Source organism: Tunturibacter empetritectus, from assembly GCF_040358985.1.
Taxonomy (GTDB): Bacteria; Acidobacteriota; Terriglobia; order Terriglobales; family Acidobacteriaceae; genus Edaphobacter; species Edaphobacter empetritectus.
Genome location: NZ_CP132932.1, coordinates 2,080,602 through 2,096,760, shown reverse-complemented (window position 1 = coordinate 2,096,760; position 16,159 = coordinate 2,080,602). Strand labels below are relative to the sequence as shown.

At 59.9% G+C, this 16,159-nt stretch carries 12 protein-coding genes; 2 read left to right on the top strand and 10 right to left on the bottom strand.

What is annotated here, in order from left to right; all coding sequences use genetic code 11:
• Window positions 1-64 precede the first annotated feature (64 nt).
• Window positions 65-1,012: a VOC family protein gene (locus tag RBB75_RS08755; protein WP_353070206.1), complete on the top strand. Its 948-nt coding sequence runs from the start codon at window positions 65-67 to the stop codon at window positions 1,010-1,012.
• A gap of 67 nt (window positions 1,013-1,079) precedes the next feature.
• On the opposite strand, the gene RBB75_RS08750 is transcribed toward RBB75_RS08755, so the two are convergent.
• Complete coding sequence (locus RBB75_RS08750) at window positions 1,080-2,570, bottom strand: M20/M25/M40 family metallo-hydrolase (protein WP_353070205.1); 1,491 nt, start codon at window positions 2,568-2,570, stop codon at window positions 1,080-1,082.
• Between the two features lie 161 nt (window positions 2,571-2,731).
• Here RBB75_RS08750 and RBB75_RS08745 point away from each other — a divergent pair, with 161 nt between their 5' ends.
• Entirely contained in the window at window positions 2,732-4,282 is a 1,551-nt protein-coding gene (locus RBB75_RS08745; RefSeq protein ID WP_353070204.1) for an alpha-amylase family glycosyl hydrolase, read from the top strand.
• Here the strand turns inward: RBB75_RS08745 and RBB75_RS08740 are convergent.
• The 9 genes from RBB75_RS08740 to RBB75_RS08700 all read right to left on the bottom strand — a co-directional run bounded on the left by RBB75_RS08740 (window position 4,279) and on the right by RBB75_RS08700 (window position 15,997).
• A complete protein-coding gene (locus tag RBB75_RS08740) occupies window positions 4,279-5,172 on the bottom strand; it encodes a DUF4097 family beta strand repeat-containing protein (protein ID WP_179640435.1) in 894 nt (297 codons plus the stop codon). The two genes, RBB75_RS08745 and RBB75_RS08740, sit on opposite strands and share 4 nt — an antisense overlap.
• A gap of 154 nt (window positions 5,173-5,326) precedes the next feature.
• Entirely contained in the window at window positions 5,327-6,529 is a 1,203-nt protein-coding gene (locus RBB75_RS08735; RefSeq protein ID WP_179640434.1) for a glycosyltransferase, read from the bottom strand.
• A gap of 170 nt (window positions 6,530-6,699) precedes the next feature.
• The gene (locus RBB75_RS08730) at window positions 6,700-7,872 is read right to left on the bottom strand and encodes a hypothetical protein (protein ID WP_353070203.1); all 1,173 of its coding nucleotides are present in this window, start codon (window positions 7,870-7,872) and stop codon (window positions 6,700-6,702) included.
• A 251-nt stretch (window positions 7,873-8,123) separates the two neighbouring features.
• Entirely contained in the window at window positions 8,124-9,482 is a 1,359-nt protein-coding gene (locus tag RBB75_RS08725; protein WP_353070202.1) for a DUF3300 domain-containing protein, read from the bottom strand.
• 619 nt (window positions 9,483-10,101) lie between these two features.
• Window positions 10,102-11,088 (bottom strand): TIGR00730 family Rossman fold protein, encoded by a 987-nt coding sequence (locus RBB75_RS08720; protein WP_353070201.1) that lies wholly within the window; start codon window positions 11,086-11,088, stop codon window positions 10,102-10,104.
• Between the two features lie 25 nt (window positions 11,089-11,113).
• Entirely contained in the window at window positions 11,114-11,449 is a 336-nt protein-coding gene (locus tag RBB75_RS08715) for a hypothetical protein (protein ID WP_179640431.1), read from the bottom strand.
• A gap of 147 nt (window positions 11,450-11,596) precedes the next feature.
• The gene (locus RBB75_RS08710) at window positions 11,597-13,252 is read right to left on the bottom strand and encodes an AsmA-like C-terminal region-containing protein (protein WP_353070200.1); all 1,656 of its coding nucleotides are present in this window, start codon (window positions 13,250-13,252) and stop codon (window positions 11,597-11,599) included.
• 140 nt (window positions 13,253-13,392) lie between these two features.
• Window positions 13,393-13,848 carry a hypothetical protein gene (locus RBB75_RS08705; RefSeq protein WP_179640429.1) on the bottom strand — a complete coding sequence of 152 codons (456 nt, stop codon included), beginning with the start codon at window positions 13,846-13,848 and terminating at the stop codon, window positions 13,393-13,395.
• A gap of 355 nt (window positions 13,849-14,203) precedes the next feature.
• Window positions 14,204-15,997 carry a DUF255 domain-containing protein gene (locus RBB75_RS08700; RefSeq protein WP_353070199.1) on the bottom strand — a complete coding sequence of 598 codons (1,794 nt, stop codon included), beginning with the start codon at window positions 15,995-15,997 and terminating at the stop codon, window positions 14,204-14,206.
• Between the last annotated feature and the right edge of the window lie 162 nt (window positions 15,998-16,159).

Here is a 16,159-nt window from a genome sequence, read left to right as displayed (position 1 = left end):
GCCTTGTTCTAATCCATTACCGCAACGATACGATGACTCCGAGGAGAGGACTATCATCAGTCTGATGAATCGAAGCAAAAGACCAGCGTTTCTCTTCGCCGTCTTCTTAGCCTGCACCCTCGCCGCTTCGGCTCAAACCGCGCCCCTCCGCCCCCGCATCCTCGGCATCTCGCACGTCGGTTTCTTCGTCTCCGATCTTCCAAAAGCGCTCGACTTCTGGCACGGCCTACTCGGTTACGACGAGCTCTACGATCTTAGGAACCCAGACGGCACTGTCCACATTGCCTTCATAAAGATCAACGATCACCAGCACGTTGAACTCTTCAACCAGCAGCCACTGACAGACTCTGGCCATCTCAACCACATCGCCTTTACGGTTTCAAATGCTGAGCAGATGCGCCGTTACCTCGCCTCTCGCGGCGTTACGGTCGACAGCAAAGTCAGCAACGGCAAGATCGGCGACCTGAACTTCGAGATCAAAGATCCTGACGGCAATCTCATCGAGTTCGTCGAACCCCAGCCGGACGGCATGGAGGCTCGCAACGCCGGCAAATTCCTGCCTGCAACGCGCATCTCCGACTCCATCTATCACCTCGGCTTTCTCGTCGGCAGCAGCGAAAAGTCCATCAAGTTTTATGGCGAAGTTCTCGGCTTTCACGAGTTCTGGCGCGGCAGCTCCAACGGAACACAACTAAGCTGGATCGACATGCAGGTGCCCGACGGCAACGACTACGTCGAGTTCATGCTCTACCGCGACCTTCCTGCACCCGATAAACGCGGCGGCCAAGAGCACATCTCACTTCTCGTGCCCGACGTCGCAAAGTCCATCGCAACCCTCGAGGCTCGCCCCGCGTTCGAAAGTTACGGCAAGCCCATCGCTCCACACACCGGCGTCAACGGCAAGCGCCAAGTCAACCTCTTCGACCCCGACGGCACTCGCGCCGAGCTGATGGAGTCCGACACCGCCAATGGCAAACCCGTTCCACCGTCTACGGCACCACCACCGCGCTGACTCCCTGACTCGCAAAAAAAATGGCTGTAGCGGAATGACTCCGCCACAGCCATCTCTCTAACCAAAGCTACTTCGCCGCTACAGCGACCTTCCCCGCCAAGCGGCCATCCATATCCGCCAGCACATAAGCCACGACGGACAACATAGCCGCGCTCTTCCGAAACTCCTTCGGATCGACCTTATCCAGCGTGTCCGCCTCGGTGTGATGCCAGTCGAAGTAGTGCAGATCCTCGGTCCGCGGAGCCAGCGCAGGAACTCCGTCATCGGTAAGCGGCTCGATGTCCGATCCACCTCCGCCCGGCAGTACTTTATCCGCACCGATCGACCCCAGTAGCGAAGCGATATCCTGCAACGCCGCAAACGACTGCTGTTGATCCGGCGGCAGCTTGCTCAAGTCAAACGGCGGCGCGCCTGGCATCAGCGACTCGAACCCGCCAAACCCAATCCCCAGCGGCTTTTCCGCTCCTTCATCCATCTCGATCGCCGCAACCTGTTCGCCGATCTTCGGCCCAATCATCTTTCGATACGCCTTTCCGCCTGCCTCGCCATTCTCTTCATTCACCCAGAACACCAGGCGGATCGTCCGCTTTGGTTTCAGCCCAAGCTTATGAATCAGCGTCACCGCCTGAAACGTTCCCATGATGCCCGAGCCATCATCCTGCGCGCCCTGGCCCACATCCCACGAGTCGATGTGTCCGCCAATCACCACCACCTGCTCCGGATGCTCGCTGCCAACAATCTCGCCGATCACATTACCGGCCTTCACCTCCGGCTCCATGTGCGCGTCCATTTGGAGGTGCACCTTCACCGGCCCTTCTTTGCACAGCCGCTCGATCATCAACGCGTCTTCGATTGAAATGGCGGCCGCAGGAATCTTCGTCACCTTCTCGTCGTAGTAGAGCGACCCCGTATGCGGTGTCTGCATCGCCAGCCCCGTAGCCGACCGCACCAGCACGCCCACTGCACCCTTCGCCGCAGCCTTCGACGGCCCAATCGCGCGATACATCACGTTCACTCCATAGCCATGCCAGCCCGGATTGAACACCACGATCTTTCCCTTCACCTGCTCCGGCGACAACGCATCCAGCGCCTCAAAGCTCGGCACAAACACTGCCTCAGCCGTAATGCCTCCCTTCGGTGTGCCCACGCTCATGCCGAGTCCCAGCATATGCAGCGGCTTCGTCACCGGCGCAACGATCGCGCCCGACTCCTCCCCCCTCACCCAATGCGGAACCATCACCGGCTGAACGGTCACGTTCTCGAGGCCGGCCTTGCGCATCAGATCCGCGCCCCATTCGACTGCCGTGTTGAGCTGCGGCGATCCGCTCAGCCGCTTGCCAATGTGATCGCACAGATACGTCAGCGCCACATATCCATCGTCATCCGTCTCGCTTGCTTGCAAAATTCGATCCGCATCTGCCTTATACTTCGCCGCGAGCGGCCCATGGATAGCCGGCATCGAGACCGGCGGCGGCGTATCCGGCGCGCCCATCTGTGCGACCCCCGGCTGAACAAAAAACAGTGCAGCCCCCATACCAAAAGCAGCAAGACCTTTCATGCGAATCTCCTTTTATCTGCAGCGGATTTATTGACCATAAAACCTCGCTCCTTCAAATACAAGGAGAGGAACAAAACTGCAGTCGGCGAACCCAGCCCAAACCGCCCATATACCGCCATCCCATTCCCCGGCCGTCTCGCGTAGCATCTCAATAACAACGCATGATCACCTCCCTCCGAACTCCCCGACATCTTCTCTCCTTCTGTCTCGCCTGCTCTCTCAGCGCAGCCGCTCCCCTCGCCTCATCGCAGACTCTCGCCCGCCCCGGCTGGGTTGGCTCCGGCATCACCACCGACCTCTGGTGGCAGCGCGCCATCATCTATGAGATCAACCCAGTCGACTTCAGCCCGGCCGGAGACAGCCCCCTTCATGGCATCGTCCATCGTCTCGACTACATCCACTCCCTCGGAACCGACGCCATCCTGCTCACGCATCTGCAGTCCGACCCCACTCATGCCGAGACCATCGATCCCGCCCTCGGCTCCCTCGACGAGTTCGACGATCTCCTTCGCGAAGCCAGCAGCCGTCATCTCCGCGTCCTGCTCGACCTCGACCCCGCCATACCCGCCGAGGACCTGCCCAACGTCGCGCGCTTCTGGCTCAACCGGGGCATCGCCGGCTTTCATGTCAGCGGCACCAACGAAGCCGCCCACCAACAGGCTGCAACCCTTCGCACCACAACCGTCAGCTACCTCGGCCAACGCATCCTCATCGCCGATGCGGACCCCAATTTAGTCGCAACCGCCCAGCCTCAACCGCAGCCGCAGCCCGCCACCCGAGGCCGCCACCACGCACACTCCCGCTCACGGCGGCAAGCACACACTACCACCCAGCCACGCAGCACCGTGCTCGACACGCAATCCCCGCAGCTCCTGCTCGACGACCGCCTCGGCGCTATCACCCCACTCAACGCATCCACCATCCGCCCCCTTATCGACCGCCTCCAGGACATCCAGCAAGCCGGCCACAGCCTTCCGCTCCTCGCCACCGATGGCCCCACCTTCACCCGCAGCATGAGCCGCTACGCCGACGGCCAGCACGACCTCGCTATCGCCAAATTGGTCGCAACTCTTCTCTTTACCACCCGCGCCGAGTCGCTGCTCTACTATGGGCAGGAACTCGGCGTCCGTTCTCCCTCTCTCTCCCGCGCAGCCACACCGCTGATTCTGTGGGACGCACCTCCTCTGCCCCCACAACCTGCCCCTGCTCCCGTCAGCGAAACTTACGTCCCGTACAAGCCCACCACCAGCGAGACCTACGTCCCCTACAAACCTGCCAGCCAGACGCCAGTTACAAACAACCCCCCGACGACCACGGCCAACTATTCACCCGATGCCACGCCGAACGCCGCTCTCGAGGACGCCGACCCCGACTCTCTCCTCAACTGGTATCGCCAGCTCGCCGCGCTCCATCATGGCAACTCCACCCTCGCTTTGGGGACCAGCCTCACCATCAACCGCGACGATCAAAACGTTCTAGTGCTGATCCGTAAACCAAAGCTCGTCTCGGCTACGTCTCCAGTCATGATCCTGCTCTTCAACCTCACGGCGCATCCCGTCATCCTGTCGGTCAAAGCAGATACAACAAGGCTCGATCTGCGTGGAAGCTTCCTCCGCTCGGTGTTGCGCTCAGACGACAACATCGGCACGATGAATCTCGAACAGATGACGCTCGCCCCATACGCCGCGTTCATCGGCGAACTCCGCTACTAGAGGGTTGTTATGCTGACGTTCCCATCCGAGGCGCGAATGCTGAACGGAACGCCGCCGTTATTCAAGTGCCCGTGCAGGTGATGTCCGCTCGACTCCCTGCTGTTGTAGTGATCCAATGTCAGCGGAAGCGTGCAGTTTAGATGTCCATCGCCGGTCGCCACATCCATATCCGCGGAGAGCGTCTGCGGCAGCCGGATAGAAACCCGTCCATCCGAACTCTTTATCTGCGAAGCACTCGTAAGCTGAGATCCAGGAGAAAGGGTGAAGTCCAGATTGCCGTCGCTGGTCTGCAGCTGAACCATCGTGAACTGTCCATCGATCTTCATACTGCCGTCCGAACCGCGAGCATCAACGGTGCCAATCGCATTGTGCAGGCTGACGCTGCCATCTGAGGCAACCAAGTGCACATCCCCTTTGATGTTGTTAAGCTCCACCGAACCATCGCCGGAGCGGACTTGAACCTTGCCCGTCAGATCCTGCGCAGACAGATTACCGTCCGCAACCTTCGCATCCAGATCCAGCTTTGCCGGAGTCTCCACACTTACCTTCGTTCTTCGACTCGCGTTCCATTGAACCCGGAAGGCGTGCGGTTTTTCTTTGATCGTGAACGAAACGTGATCGCCCTCCTGATGCTCCTCGATCACGTACTCGCTCAGGTTTTGCGTTGACTCGACATGAACTCTGATCTCCTTGCAGTCGCCGCATGAGTGGATCTCAAGGCCGCTGTCGCCCGTCTCCACCGTAAGCGAAGCAGTCCCACCACCCACGGCATAAACCTTCTGCCACTCGTGGTCTGAGCTCTGAGCAAACACCACAGTCGATGTGGAAGCGAGAACAATCGCCGCCACCGTAGCGGCGAATCCGATGGAAGGCGTAGCGAAAGACGGCATAGTAATCTCCTTGATTGCGAGAATGGCAAAGAGCAGTACGCGGAGGGGGCCGGCGCGGTTCCACGCCTGTTTGTTTTCCTCTAAGCTTTGTTTGCGTTGTCATGCTGGTCCCGAGCTTTGCCGAAGGGGAGTACTGTCACACCTGGCCTATCGCCTACGCCAGTTCGCCAATTGTCACACCAGCCCGGCGCACCGGCAGCAGCGTCTCGTAGCCCGCATACACACGGTCAAACACCGCATCCCAGCTGCACCCCAGCGCATACTCCCGCGCCTTCAGCCGCATTACCTCCAGCCGCGCCCTGTCTCTCACCAGATCCGCAACCGCTGTCGAAAATTGATCATCCTCCATTACAAATCCCGTCTCGCCATCCCGCACGATAAACTTCGGGCCGCCGTCGGGGGTCACCACCGCAGGCACACCGCTCGCCAGTGCCTCCAACACTACATTCCCAAAGGTATCGGTATGCGAAGGAAACACCAGCACATCCATATTTGCGTAAGCCTCTGCTAGCGCGGCCCCGCGCAACACGCCCGCAAACTCAGCGTCTGCCAGCTCCAGCCGCAACTCCGCCTCATCGCTGCCATGCCCGACGATCAGAAACTTCACGCCGCCCACTCCCATCGTCGCGAGCTCTCTCCGCACTCGCGTCAACAGCTTCACATTCTTCTCAATCGAAAGACGGCCCACATACCCCAGCACCACCGTCCTGTCGCTGGCCTCACGCGTACGGTGCGCAGGCGAAAACCACACCGTATCCACTCCGCGCTGCATCAGGTAGCAGGGCCTTCCTGTCGTCTTCTCCAGCATGCGGCAGAGCTCTTCGTTCGGCGCAAACAAGACCTTGGCCAACTGGTAAAACCGCGAAGTAGCCCACAACGCCCCCGCCTCCACGCCGCGCTCGGTCGTCGCGCCCGCCCGTGCCGACAACTTGCCGGTTAACCACCCCATTCTTCGTGCCGCATACTCATGCACATTCGTATGCCACGACGCCGCCAGCGGAATCCCCAGCTCCCACGCGAAGTACGCACCAAACATCCCCAACTCACTTGGCCCCGTAATGTGAATCACATCCGGCTGAAAGCGCTCCAACTGCCGCCGAATCGCTCCGCCGTGCCGCCAGAACAGTGTGTCGAACTCAAGGTCCTTCTCCATGCGAACCGATGTGCGACTTCGTTCCAGCTCCAGCGTCCTTAGCTCTCCCACCTGCTCGAACGCCCCCACCCGGCCGCCTGCGCGCACACACAGAAACGGCAGCTCATGGCGCTCCGCATACGCCACAAAGTTGCGGCTCGTATGCGCGACCCCATTCACCTCATGGAACGAGTCCGGAAAGTAGGCAACACGCGGCACCCGCATCGCTTTAGACTACCTCTCGTGCTCCGCAGTCCGGAAGTTTTTACCCAGAGAAAGACAAAGCCGACCGAAGGAGGCCCTATACCGATCGTCTACCAAGACCGGGATACAAGTCACGAAGTGACCGCCCCGCGCGCAGCGGGCCCGTCCGGCAGGACACCAGCCTCTACGCCCTAAGCATCCAGCTTAGCCAGCGTCGTCCGCATCTCCCCGCTGTCATTCCACGCCATCCGGAGCCCGCTCGAAACCGGCCCCGCGCCCATCATTCGAACCATCACCAGCACCGCCCGGAAGAATGCTGGAGCATGTCCGGTCGTCCATAGCCGCGTCATCGGCTGAATTACGCCTTCCGCGTCGGGATGGTACACCCGCTCATCCCACAATCTCGATCCCTCCGGAAAATCCGGATAGTTTCGAATCGCGTCCAGGGTCGACTGCAGAATCCTGTGCTTCCACGGTTCGGCATACTGCGGCATAAACAACACATGGCTCTGCCGCTCGCGCCTCACCTCGTGCACAAACTCGTTGAAGCTCGACGCCCGCGTCAGATTCACATTCGCATTCGGCTCAACGCCATGGCGATCGCCACCACTGATCACCAGCTGATTCCACTTCCCGGCAAGCGTGGAGGTCTCGCGATTCTCCTTCCAGTCGCGCAGCCCGTTCAACTCCAGCGCATGAACGAACTGCCCATTCACGGCCAGAAACTCATTCACCAGCACCTCATGCTTCTCCTTGCCCACACGATACAGATCCCACAGCGGGTGGTTGAACACAATCAACACTCCCGGCAGCTCATCGAGCTCCACCAGCATCTCCGTCAGCAGCTTCGGCGCACGGGTTGTGACCGGCATCGCGGTAAACGCTGCCATCCGCGTCATCCACTCCGTGCCAGTCGCGCTCGGAAGATTGTGAATTCCAAGATGAAAGGCAGTCGCCCCAAACGGCACCGTCCACTCTACCGATACCGGAATATGCCGCGACGAGGGCACCGTCCGCAGCAGCATCGGCGCGTTGATGTCGTCGTGATCCGTAATCGAGACCAGCCCCTGAATCTGTAGTTTCTCTTCGATCTGCTTCCGCTCAAGATCGAACGCCAGGCTCGGCGTCAACGGCGGCGTCCAGTAAGCCCGTGCATAGTCTGGATCGATTCCAGTCAGCCGCTTGCTCCGCCGCTCGCCCCACCGCATAATCGGCTGCAGAAAGCTCCAATCCTTCGACAGCTCCGAGATGAAATCCAACGTCTCCTTCGACTGATTCGTATGGCTGTGTAGCGATACGCCGGTCAGGAAGCCCTTCGCCGCCTCCGGTTCCCTCCACAGGTACGACACGCTCGACTGGCTCATCGGGTTACCCCCCTTGGCTCGTAAGCCCTCAGGCTGCTTACGAGGGCAGTATCGAGCCACTATGTGACGAGGGTATGACTGCACCAACAATGCAGCTTCAAAATCCCTAAACCCCGTATCTACAATGATTCCCCAAAGGTTGTAGGCGGTCCCAGCGCAACCTGATTCCAGGTGCATCAGCGCAAAATCGCCCTGAATGGCGTAATGACGCAGACGTCTAAGCCTTCAATAGCGAGGCGCGACGATGCAAGTTAGTTTGGGCTATTGCCTGAACCTCTGTTCGACGGTGGCCGAGACCCCGACGATGGCCTTCCCGCCGGCCTCGACTGTGAGGTGGGCCGGCTCTGGTTGGTCGGGCGACTTTGTTGTGTCGGCCGGGGCTGCGGCGCAGGTCTGCTCTGATTCGTAGGCCGGGGTTGTGTTGGACGAGGCTGCGGCGTTGGTCGGGTCTGTTGTGGCGGACGGGTCTGTTGCTGAGGCCTGCCACCCTGCCCCGGCTGAGACGGACGGCCCACACTCTGACCGCCGCCCGGCCGACTTCCATTCCCCGGCCGACTTCCATTCGAACCACCAGGACGATTCCCCGGCGTAGTTCCTGGGCGATTCCCATTCGACCCGCCCGGTCTATATCCCGGAGTTCCAGGACGCGAACCTCCTGGCCGGCTCCCAGGCCCAGAGGTTGGGCGCCCCGGACGGTAACCCGGCTGACCATACCCGGGACGGCTGTACCCAGGCCGATTCGCCGACATCGGTGGCCGATAGTTCGACGGACGATATCCCCAGTTGCCGCCGTATCCTGGACGGCTACCATAGGGCACCGGCCGTGGACGATAATAGGGCCGCGGCGGACGGTATCCGCCACGCCACCCACCCCAGGGACCGTGGTTGTAGTAGATGCTGCGCCCGCCCCAGTTCCATCCCCAACCACCCCAGCCCCACGGCTGGTTGTTCACCAACAGCGCACCAATCCCGATCCCCACCCCAAAGCCAATGAGCGATGCCGCGACCACGCTGCCCGTACTCGGCCCCACATAAACGACCGTCGGGTCGTACTGCGGGATATACACCACTTGCGGATTCGTCGGCTGAATCACATAAATTGGCTGCCCCGAACTCTGCTGCACCTCCACCTGCTGCTGCGGCGTGCTGCGCAACGCTCCCGCCGTATAAGCCTGCGAACGCAACCGCTGAATCGACGCCGACACCTCCGCCTGATTCGACGACACGGCACTCCCGATCGCAGCATAGTCGTCGATGTTCTCGGCCATCATCTCGATCACGGATGGAAAGCTGGTAAGAGCAATAAAGGCAGGGTCGAAGCCGTTTTTCTGCGCCGCGTCCGTCAACTCCGTTCCGCTTAGGTTTTTATTCAACGCCAGCCAGTTATCGACATCCAAAATCTCCTGAGGATTTGTCGAGGCCGTCGTAATCTGCGCCAGCAGCGAGTCAGGATAGAGCGCTATCGGCGCCAGCAGCTGATCCAGCTGATCGGGCGTTGGAGGAGGAGGCGCTGGAGCAGTCGCTTGAGCGAGAAGGGTCGCCCCGAAGCTTTGGAACATCAACACTGCGACGAGAAATAGAGCGGCAGGAACACTTGGTTTCCGTTGCATGCAAGACCTCGTACAAAGATAGGTGCCGCGAACGATCGAACGAACTTCTTCAAGCTTCAGCCAGAACAAGATCCTATCAGAGCATCTACAAGAAATGGGACGTTGATAGCTCTCAGCAATTAGGGTGACCGCTATCCCAGAACTGGTTCATATCTGTAACGACTGAGTACCAGCCTCTTTCAAGGCGTCGCAAGGAAACTACTTCGCAAGGAATACCAGCTATTTTCGCAGGCGTTCCGACGGTGTTTATTTGGGGCAAAGAATCGGCCGGATCGTATACGACATATCCCATCCAATCACCTACGGGAGCACCGCCCCATCCGTCCCCATACCATTCAGCATGGTGGAGCTCTGTAGAGGTGCTCGAGGACAACATCACGTCTCGTTTATACTGCCGCGACCAAATAAACCAGTAAACGCGGGAACGTAATCCATGCGGAATGTCGATGAACGTTAGAAACGAGATGACACCTAGAAGGACAGTAGATGCACCGACCACAAATAGGGGGTTGCGATATTTTCCGTTCAAGCCATCTGTCTTTCTCAAAGGAGCAACAGCGAAATACAGGTTTATTGGTATTCAGTTTCAAACTGAGGCACAACCAAGCTACGGCCTCATCTACCGGGTCTTCGCGATATCCGGCCCCATCATCTCCTGCACGCTGGGTGCCGGATGATCTGGAATCTCCTGCTTCTCCAGCTTCGTCTGCTCCCGCTCATAGTCCGACTCGAGGTGATTTTCCGTCAGCCCCGCCTTCAACAGCTCAAACGCCTGCTCCGGCGTATCCGCAAACTCAAACAGCTCCAGGTCAGCCGTCGCAATCGCGCCCTTTTCCGCCAGCAGCTCCAGGTTGATTACTTTCTTCCAATAGCTCGACCCATAGATCACCACCGTGATCTTCTTCGCCAGCTTCCTCGTCTGCGCCAGCGTCAGCAGTTCGAACATCTCATCCAGCGTCCCAAAGCCGCCCGGAAAGACCACCAGAGCCTTCGCCAGATAAGCGAACCAGTACTTCCGCATGAAGAAGTAATGAAAGTCAAAGCTGAGCGCCGGAGTAATGTAAGGGTTCGGATGCTGCTCAAACGGCAGCTTGATGTTCAGCCCAATCGTCTTGCATCCAGCCTCATACGCCCCGCGATTAGCCGCCTCCATAATCCCCGGCCCGCCTCCCGAGGTCACCACAAACCGGTGCCGTCGCCCCGGCAGCGTCTTCGACCACGCAGCCACCATCCCCGCCAGCCGCCGCGCCTCCTCGTAATACTGAGCCATCTCCACCGCAGCCTCTGCCAATCGCAGCTTCTGCGCGCTGGCCTCTCCGCTGGCTATCTCCTCAGGGCTCGCCGGCTGCTCATCTTTAGGCGCAGGCTCGCTTGAACCCGTATTCGCCAGCAGCTCCAGCTCCGAGCTAGCCACATCCAGTGCGCGAAACCGCGCCGAGCCAAAAAAGACAACGGTGTCCTGAATCCGCTCCCGACGAAACCGCGCCATCGGCTCCTGATACTCCGCTAGGATCCGCAGCATCCGCCCATCCGGCGAGTTCAAAAACTCCGCATTCTCATACGCCAGCGGAGCCTGTTCCAGCGTCTCGGGCACCTTGGGGTTCATACGCTCTCACTCACCTTCAAGTCGCTCATCCCCGGTAGTCTCGGTAGTGCACCGCCTCGGAGATGCCGATCCAGACATCCAGCAGCCCCAGCCCGGAGATCATTCCCCGCACCGCGCCATTATGCAACACCGCCGCCAGCCACGGCCGCGCCAGAATAAACTCGTTCCGGTCCCATATCCGCGTCCACCACGGCAGCACCATCACCAGCACGCCCAGGTACACACAAAACAGCACCAGCACAAACAGCGACAGCCGCTGCAGCCATACCGGCGCTGATCTCTTTGCAGGTTCTCCCTGATTCACCGGCCGCTCTTCCAACGCCGGTTCAGGATTCGGAAATAGTTGTGGCTGTCCGGACATCAAACTCCGCATCAAACATTCTGCGCAAAAACTCTTTTGCTCGAATAACTCTCAAGCGAATAACTCTCAAGTCTGACACTAGCAGAGCGCTTCGTCCTTGTCTCTCCAACAGAAGCATCATCCCAGGCTCCTCCAGCCCCACCTCGCTCATTTTGCGGGAGTTGGCAGCCTGGCCGGAGCCCGCGTGTCGTGCGGAAGATCCAACCTCAGGTCATACGTCGAACGCGTTCCCGTTACCTTGATCGGAAGCTCCAGTCCCGCGCCATTCTTCGTCAGCATCTTGTCGAACGGGCTCAGCAGCATACTCTTCCACCCCGTCGTCATCTGCGACGCCGTCGCCTGGGTCCTCACCTTCCCATGAAACTCAAACGTGCTCGGAACCAGCTGCATCTGCCCGTCCGCCAACATCTGCGCCCCAGGCATCTGGTAGTTCAGGTCCTTCACATCCAGCACCGCATTCGCGATCGAAAACTTTCCGCTCAGCGCAGAACCCACCACCTCCGCCTCCTGTGCATTCGCCTGCTTCGGCTTTCCCTGCGCCCTCATGCTCAGCGAATCCATCTTCGCCTGCATCTCCGGATTGTTCAGCATCCCATCCTTGATCGCAAACGTGCCCTCCAGCTTCATCTTGCGCGAAACACTCACCGGCCCAGCAGGATCGAAGAAATGCACCTTCGCCACAAGCGCCCCGCGCATCAGCGGCGGGTTCGACTTCAACGAAAGGCTCAAAATATCCTCAAGCCGACCCCTCTCAATCACAACACTCAGGTCGGTATTATGCCCCGGCACTCCCTCCGCTCGCGTCACCGCTCCACGCGCCGTAATCTCCGTCCGGCTCAGCCGCGCCCGCACCGGATCCAGCCACGTGTCTCCCGTCGTGCCATCCACCACCGCATGAAACTCCGTATGCAGAGGAATCGCATGATCGCTGATGTCCAGGCGAAAGTCCGGTGTCTCCGTTGTTCCATCTGCAGTTAAATTCCCCAGCGTCCCGCCAAATCTCCCCGTCGAAGACAAGATCCCACCCAGCCCATGAATCGAAGACAGGTCCGCATGAGTGAACTCGTAGTCTCCGTCCAGCGGCGTATCCCGCGGATTATCACCCTGCCACGGCCCAAAGTGCCCCGTCGACCGCACCTCTCCCACCGGCTTCGGATTCATCAGCACCGCTGTGTAGCCCAGCGGCTTCTTCGCGCCCACGTCGGTCAGCACTACGCTCTTGATGGCAAACTCCAGCGGCTTCTTCCCCGGCTTGCTCGTCTCGAGCGTCACCTTCGCGTCTGTGCACTCAATCCGATCCACCACAATTCCCAGCGCCGGCTGCCCCTTCCGCCTCGGATCATCCGGCTCCCGCTCACCGCGCTCCCCCTTCGGCGGAATATTCACCCGCAGCCCCTGCACCTTCACCGTGACCAGCCGCGTCGTAGGCCGCAGCAACTCGCGCCATCCTGTCCTGAACTCAAACCGATCAACCTCCAGCATCGGCGGCGCATTCGGCCTCGCATCCGGCTTCGTCGGTCCCGCCAGATACAGAATCCGCAGCCCTCCACCGGTCACTATCATGTCCCTGGTCATCGAAAGCTCAAGCTGATCCAGCTCTACCGGGCTGTGAAACCGCGCCGAGAGTGTCTCCACCACCTTCTTGCGCAGCATCGGCTGCATCTGCCTTAGCCCCCACTCCACCGCCAGCGCGGCGGCAAACCCCAACACGACAATACCCGTTCCCACCCAAAGCAGCCATCGTCTTTGCCACCATCTTGGGCAGTCCTTTAACTCAATCGTCTCTACTGCTTCTTCGCTCAATCTATACTCCTGGAGCTTCCATGCTACCCGTCTCGCACCGTGTCGTTATCGGTTAGACGAGCACACCCCCACGAAAGCCCCACAACGAGAGTTGAAGCGAAGAGTCTAGCAACGGTTAGGTCAGCAACGCCAACGACGCGCTAAATCCCCTCGGTGCTCCTGAATTGCGACAGCCGCTTCTCTCGCCCCCTCCACTCCTCGGACGAAAACAGCCGCGGCCCCACCTCGATCAGCCGCGGCATCATCTTAAACACCGCCACCCTGTTCCACGACCCGCCATTGCGCATTCGAAAGCCCTTCTCGTTCAGGTCGCTGACGATGCTCGCATACGAAAAGTCCTGCCCCAGCAGCTCCATCATCAACATCAGCGTCTGGTTCTCCCTTGGGTCCACCTCCAGCCGCGTGCAGTCCTCTGAGATCCGCAGCCCATAAGGAATCTCCTCTCGAAACGCGCCCTCCGTCGGAGCCTCCTGATCCGGCAGCTCCCGCCTCCACTCCATCGACACCAGTTGCCATCCGGCAGCCGTCCGCTGCCTCATCATCTCCGGGCTAAACGGCCCCGAGACTACATCTCTAACTCGTTCGAAATAAGCCATCCCAGCCTCCGCAATCGAGAACTCCGCTAAGAAAAATATGCAATTCCGCAGCCAAACTTTCGTTTGACCTCAAAAGCCTAACTCTTGCCAGCCCAGAACATAACGGAGAAGCGACCAGCAACATCCTCTCTGACCACTGTCCAAACACACGAAACACTGTTCGTTTTCGAACTGCTTGGAAGGGCGCCCTGCGCGGGCGGCGGTCACTTCGTGACGCGTATACCGGCTTCGCCTCGGACCTCCCGATGGTCGGCAAGAGATCTCCTCGCGACCAACGGGAGCGCCACCCGAAGGGGTATACACGTCACGAAGTGACCGCACCGCGCGTAGCGGTCCCGGCCGGAAGGCCACATCCCTACCGCTGTACCTGAAGCTGCGCCCGCTGAATCTTGGCCCGAACATCCTCCCCGCGAAAGATTGGCGACGAGCAAGCCTGTGCCGTACAAAGAAACAGCGCCGCCCGCTTCAACGGAGGATACGTAACGCTGGTCGGCAGCGGCGCCGGGTCCGCCGGATCGCGTATCTCAATCACCTCATGCGACGTAATCGAGCGCAGCGCAGCCGCATGCAGCGCCATTACCTCAGCACTCGCAGCCGAGCCAACCACAGTGACGTGAATCGGAGCCTCCGTCATATCCTCATTCGCAAGCAGAACCCCAGCCGACAGCGGCTGCAGCGCAACCGACTCCGCCGCAAGATACCGCATCGCCTCCGCAGCAGTAGCCCGAAACCGATCCTCTCCGGAAGCCACCGCAAGCGCCGAAGCGAACCTCACCAGAGCAACATTTTCATCCCGATCAGGATGCGGCCGATACGCAGCATCGGTCGGCGTCTGTGCCGTAACAAATCCCCTACCCGCCGCAGCCGGCGCAAAGTGTGCCGCAATGTACTGCGCCGCCGCCCCGGCAACCTTCAAATCCCCGCGATCCCCCGTAACGTTATAGAGCGCCAGAAAAGCCTGCCCCATCGCCAGCGTATCCCCAAGATAAGGCCCAGCCGCATCCACATCGTCGTGCCGAAAGCCTCCCCCCGGCAAACTCCGGTGCACCACAATCCATCCGGCAGCCTTCCGCGCCTGGGCCAGCGCAGACACGTCGCCGCTCGCGGCATAGTAATCGCATAGCGCACTAATCATCCACCCATTCTCGCGAGCATAAACATGCGTATCCACCCGAGGAATACCCTGCGCCCGCCGCGCCGCATCCGAAAGTTTGAAATAAGCCTCATTCTCCTGCCCATCATGCAGATCCGCATCCTGCGACACCAAAAATACGCCCGCCGAAGACGCAGTAAGAAAATTTGTAACGTAACCATGCACAGATTGCGCAGCATTCAGATCCTCCGGACTCTGCGTCTGCGCAAAGGCCAGCGAATACTCCCGCAACGCATCCGCCTGGATCGAGATCAGCTTCTCAAAATGCGGCTCCGTCCAATGCCGCCCCACCGAGTACTGATACATCCCACCCCAAACCGGGTCCAGCAGGTTCGTCGCATCATGCAGCGTATCAGCCGCACGCTTCGCATACTCGGCGTTCCCACGCGCACCCTGCCGCATCGCATACTCCACCGACTCTTCATCCAGATATTTATGAACAAACCCCCACCCGCCAATGGGCTTGTCATACTGCTTCTCATACTGCGCCTCAATCCTCGCCATCAGCGCTGGCCTGATCGCCGAATCCGAAGCCGGCCGAAACACAGCTTCCCTCTCGATGCTCGGCCCCGGCGAAGGATCGTCAATGATCGCCTGCAGCATCGACGACATCAGCCGCGGCGGCAGATACCCCTGCCGCTTCACAATCTCCGACCCATCCGCCGCAAACACCACAGTAGCGGGCCACCCGTAGTCCTGATACCGGTTCGAGATATCCGGCCGCGAGTCCTGATCCACCTTCACCAGTACATACCGCTGATTCAGCAGCCGCACTACCGCCGGATCGCGATACGTCACATCATCCATCACATGGCACCAGTGGCACCACACCGCCTCCAGGTCCAGCAGCACAAACTTATGTTCCGCCCGCGCCTCTGCAAACGCTGCATCCGACCACGGCTGCCAATGCAACGTTGTCTGCGCCGCAGGAGCCGAAGCCCAGCCTGAAGCCGTAATCGCCATCAAAAAGAGAAGGACTGCCGAACGTAATCGCATAGTCACTCCAAGTACGAACCGCAGCTCTCAAACGGATTCTTCGTGTGCCCTGCGCAGACGGAGGTCCTCCGTTGGTCGGCACAAAATCCAGTTCGCGACCAACAGGAGCCCCAACCGAAGGGGTATACAAGTCACGAAGTGACCGCCGCCCGCGCAGGACGC